This window comes from Qipengyuania sp., from assembly GCF_042095715.1.
Lineage (GTDB): Bacteria > Pseudomonadota > Alphaproteobacteria > Sphingomonadales > Sphingomonadaceae > Qipengyuania.
Window position 1 is genome coordinate 1 of the sequence record NZ_JBELMO010000133.1, and the last position, 3833, is coordinate 3833.

6 protein-coding genes are annotated in these 3833 nt (G+C 62.9%); 4 read left to right on the top strand and 2 right to left on the bottom strand.

Going from position 1 to position 3833, the window contains the following annotated elements; translation table 11 throughout:
* Window positions 1-282: 282 nt before the first annotated feature.
* From ACFDTG_RS16415 to ACFDTG_RS16425, 3 genes are read left to right on the top strand one after another with little or no spacing between them, the layout of a single operon-like run.
* On the top strand, window positions 283-477 hold the full coding sequence (locus ACFDTG_RS16415; protein WP_375291996.1) for a hypothetical protein: 195 nt from the start codon (window positions 283-285) through the stop codon (window positions 475-477).
* A gap of 3 nt (window positions 478-480) precedes the next feature.
* Window positions 481-1272, top strand: coding sequence for an SDR family NAD(P)-dependent oxidoreductase (locus ACFDTG_RS16420; RefSeq protein WP_375291997.1), 792 nt, complete (start codon window positions 481-483; stop codon window positions 1270-1272).
* A gap of 58 nt (window positions 1273-1330) precedes the next feature.
* Entirely contained in the window at window positions 1331-1894 is a 564-nt protein-coding gene (locus ACFDTG_RS16425) for a carboxymuconolactone decarboxylase family protein (protein ID WP_375249612.1), read from the top strand.
* 154 nt (window positions 1895-2048) lie between these two features.
* Here ACFDTG_RS16425 and ACFDTG_RS16430 read toward each other — a convergent pair whose 3' ends face one another.
* Window positions 2049-2798, bottom strand: coding sequence for an SDR family oxidoreductase (locus ACFDTG_RS16430; RefSeq protein WP_375249613.1), 750 nt, complete (start codon window positions 2796-2798; stop codon window positions 2049-2051).
* Between the two features lie 119 nt (window positions 2799-2917).
* Here ACFDTG_RS16430 and ACFDTG_RS16435 point away from each other — a divergent pair, with 119 nt between their 5' ends.
* Window positions 2918-3280 (top strand): winged helix-turn-helix transcriptional regulator, encoded by a 363-nt coding sequence (locus tag ACFDTG_RS16435; RefSeq protein WP_375291998.1) that lies wholly within the window; start codon window positions 2918-2920, stop codon window positions 3278-3280.
* Between the two features lie 178 nt (window positions 3281-3458).
* On the opposite strand, the gene ACFDTG_RS16440 is transcribed toward ACFDTG_RS16435, so the two are convergent.
* On the bottom strand, window positions 3459-3833 hold a 375-nt coding region (locus ACFDTG_RS16440; protein WP_375291999.1), incomplete at its 5' end, for a short-chain fatty acyl-CoA regulator family protein.

Here is a 3833-nt window from a genome sequence, read left to right on the forward strand (position 1 = left end):
CTACCGGGGTCCCTTTTCCACGCCGATCCACAGACAAGGGCTATTGCATTCAGCGCGTCACCCAGACCGCGGAGAGCCTTCTCGGCGTTCGCAACAGCGCAACGGGAGCAACGGCGATCCGCTGTATCGTCGGCGCACCGCGCCGTTACGGCCTGCAGGTGCGGATGTCGTTTCGCTAGCCAAGCGGCCATCAGTGTTCACCACCGAGCCGATCGGTTCGTTTGAGCTTCAAGACATCGACGGAGCAGACGCCATGATGAAATCGAGTTTGGAGATCGTGTCATGAGGATTCATCCGCATGTCCGGATTGCCGCATGCGCCTTCGCCGTCACGAATACGGCGACGCCAGCGGCCGCCGAGATGCCGACAATTCCATCCTGCGATCGTTTGACGGTGATCGCGCACGACAATCATGATTTCGGTTGCTGGAGCGCCGCGATGCGCGACGTTCTGGTACGGCTCGGGAAGGGATATTAAGCGATGAGCGGTCGTCTATCGGGCAAGCGGGCGGTTGTCGTCGGTGCGGGGCAATCGCCAGGTGATACGGAGGGAAACGGTCGCGCGATCTCGCGCATCTTCTCCGAACAGGGTGCGGCGCTGCTGCTGGTCGATCGCAAGGGTGAGTCCGCGCGCGAAACGGCATCGATCTGCGCAGGCGAAGCCCATGTGCTCGAGGCCGACGTGGTCGACCTCGACGCGGGGGACGCGATTGCCAGGGCTGCGAACGAGTTGCTCGGCGGCATCGACATCCTGGTCTATAACGTCGGGGTCGGCGATCGATATGACGGGCCTTCGGACAGGCTGACCGAAGAGGCCTGGGATCGGATTCTCGGCGTCAACCTTACGGGTGCGAGACGATGCTTCGGCGCGTGTTTGCCCGTCATGCGCCAAAGCGGAGCGGGGTTGATCGTCGCGATCTCGTCGCTGGCCGCGATCGCGCCGAGCACGATGTTCGCCTATTCGGTGTCAAAGGCTGGCCTGGATCGGCTTGTCCAGAGCACGGCATATCACGAGGCGGCAAACGGGGTCCGCTGCAACGCCATCCTTCCCGGTCTGATGCAGACTCCGATGGCGATCGAGGGGCAAAGTCTTCGACGTGGCATTCCCAGGGATGACCTGATCGCCGAGCGCGCAAAGGCGGTCCCGATGGGGCATATGGGCACCGCCGTGGACACCGCGATGGCAGCGCTCTTCCTCGCCTCGGACGAGGCGCGATTCATCACCGGCGTGCTGCTGCCGGTCGACGGGGGATCGTCGGTGAAGATTGCCTGAGGCGAATGCCGCTGCCACCGCGAGGGTCAGCTTCCTGTAACAGCGAAGGTCACGTCTAATGCCACTCAAGCCTCTTTCCGATAACGAGATCGACGACCAGCAGCGCGCGCTTATCGCGCCGTTCGTCCGCACCGGTCGCGATCACGCCGTGTTCCGCACCATGCTGCGGCACCCTGATGCGATGCAGGCGTTTCTTGGCTGGGGCCAATATATATTATCGGAGAACAACAGCTTATCTTCGCGGCAGCGAGAGCTGCTCATCCTTTGGGTCGGGGCGGCACGCAACTGCGAATATGAATTTCTCCGTCATGCGAAGATCGCGCGAAGGCTCGGGTTCAGCGAGGACGAACTGCGCAGGCTTGCGACCGGTGATGGCTCCGGGTGGCCCGCTTCCGAACAGCTGCTTCTGGCGGCCGCCGATCAATTGCTGACGATCGGACGAGTGACCGAACCGACCTTCGCTGAACTGATCACGGCGATCGGCGAGCATAGCGCGATCGACCTCGTCTGGACCGTAGGTCAATATGCGCAGGTGTGCATGTTCCTGTTGACCGCGGGCGTTACCCCCGATGAGGACATCGCTGACGATCCGCTGCGGCAGTTCTTCACGAGCGTCGGATAACGGTCGGGCCTGGTGAAAAATGCCCCGTTGGCGACCCAATGTTGGCAGGGGCGGATGACACCCCAGGGCTCTATGGTCCCGTCTCATTAGAACGGGTTTCGGGAATGACGGATCATTCTCAATACCCGTTCCTATCGAGCATGGCGGTGTGCTCTCACAGATTCTTCACGCCGCCATCCACCAACAATTCGGTGCCGACGACAAAGGCGGACTCGTCTGAGGCCAGGAACACTGCCGCCTTGGCGAGTTCGAGCGGGGTGCCCATGCGGCCAATCGGCACGAGCGCCTGTATGTCGTCACGAAGTGCGGCTTCCGCCTGCGCTTCCAGTCCGAGCTTGCCGAGGGCGGGTGTTTCCGTGGGGCCGGGGCTGAGGCCGTTCACCCTGATGCCGCGATCTTTCAGTTCACCCGATAGCGTGCGGGCGAGTGACAGCAATCCTGCTTTACTCGCCGCATAGGCGCTCGACTGCGGCAGACCGATATGCGCCGAGACCGAACCGCACAGAATGATCGACGCCGGGCGGGCGAACAGCGGTAGCAGGGCGCGGATCAGGAAGAACGGGCCTTTGAGGTTTGTCGCCATCAACGTGTCGAAAGTCGCCTCGTCCCAGTCGCCAAGCGGGCGGTGGGTCACGTCGCCGGCATTGACGTAAAGGATGTCGAGATGTGGCCATGTTGCCTTCAACTGGTCGGCCAGCGTCGCTTGTCCGCCGACCTCGCCGGCCTCGCTGCGGATCGCCAGCACGCCCTCTCCCAATTCGCGTCTTGCGTTCTCCAGCCCTGCTGCCGAGCGACCGGTGATCGCCACTGTCGCACCTTCGGCGAGGAATTGGCGGGCTGTTTCCAGCCCGATACCGCTGGTCCCGCCCGTGATGAGCGCGTGTTTACCGTCCAACCGTGCCATGCGGCGCCTCCATTTCGATCGGCGGTCAGTCTCGTCGCGCTGGTATGAATTGTATAGTAGGCACCTTTTTGATACTAACGTGTATGCCGTCAGCTCCCCCCGCCCCGCCTCCAGCCGGAATGGACCAAGGCTGCCCGATGGTGGCCTTCGTCAATCTGATCTCGGGAAAATGGGCAATCCCGATCCTATACCGCCTGATCATCGAAGATCGCGCCGTCCGCTTTGGTGAATTACAGCGCGCGGCTGCGCCGATCACCCAAAAGGAACTGACGCGCCACCTTCGCCTGTTCGAGGCTCAAGGCTTGGTGACGCGGGCCATCTATTCGGAAATGCCGCCACGCGTCGAATACGCGATTACGGCCCTCGGCCGGACGCTGAAACCAACTCTCGATTCGCTTGCTGAATGGATGCGGGAGGATGGTGCGAAGATAACTCGCACGGGACCGGCCAACATCGAACCGTCTATCCGCATCACAGGCTAGAGGAAGTCACTCGCCACACATCAGCACCGTTTGGTCCCCGTTCTTATCATGCTCCAGGTCCGAGCAGTTCGACCTTCGGTCCACGGCTATCCTGCGACCGTACGTGGCGAACAGGGATGCCGGCCGCGGATTCGTTGATCATCGCCGCCTGGCAGTACGCTGATGCCAGCGCCGAGCATCACGCGACGGGATAGGGCACCGGGGCGGCGGTGTTCTCGTCGATCGTGAGCGCCCGACCGATCGGCGGGAACGCGCGCTGCGGGCACGCCGGGCGCTCACACACCTTGCACCCGGCGCCGATCGGCGTGGCGAAGGAAGGATCGGCGAGATCGAGCCCGCGCGAATAGACGAGTTGCCCCGCATGGCGCAGATCACAGCCGAGCCCGATCGCGAACATCTTCTCCGGCTCACCGAACCCGGCAGACCCGCCCGCCACCGTTCTCGCGATCCATAGATACTTGCGCCCGTCGGGCATCTGCGCGACCTGGCGCAGCACGCGCCCGGGCTGGGCGAATGCCTCATAGACATTCCAGAGCGGGCAGGTGCCGCCGAC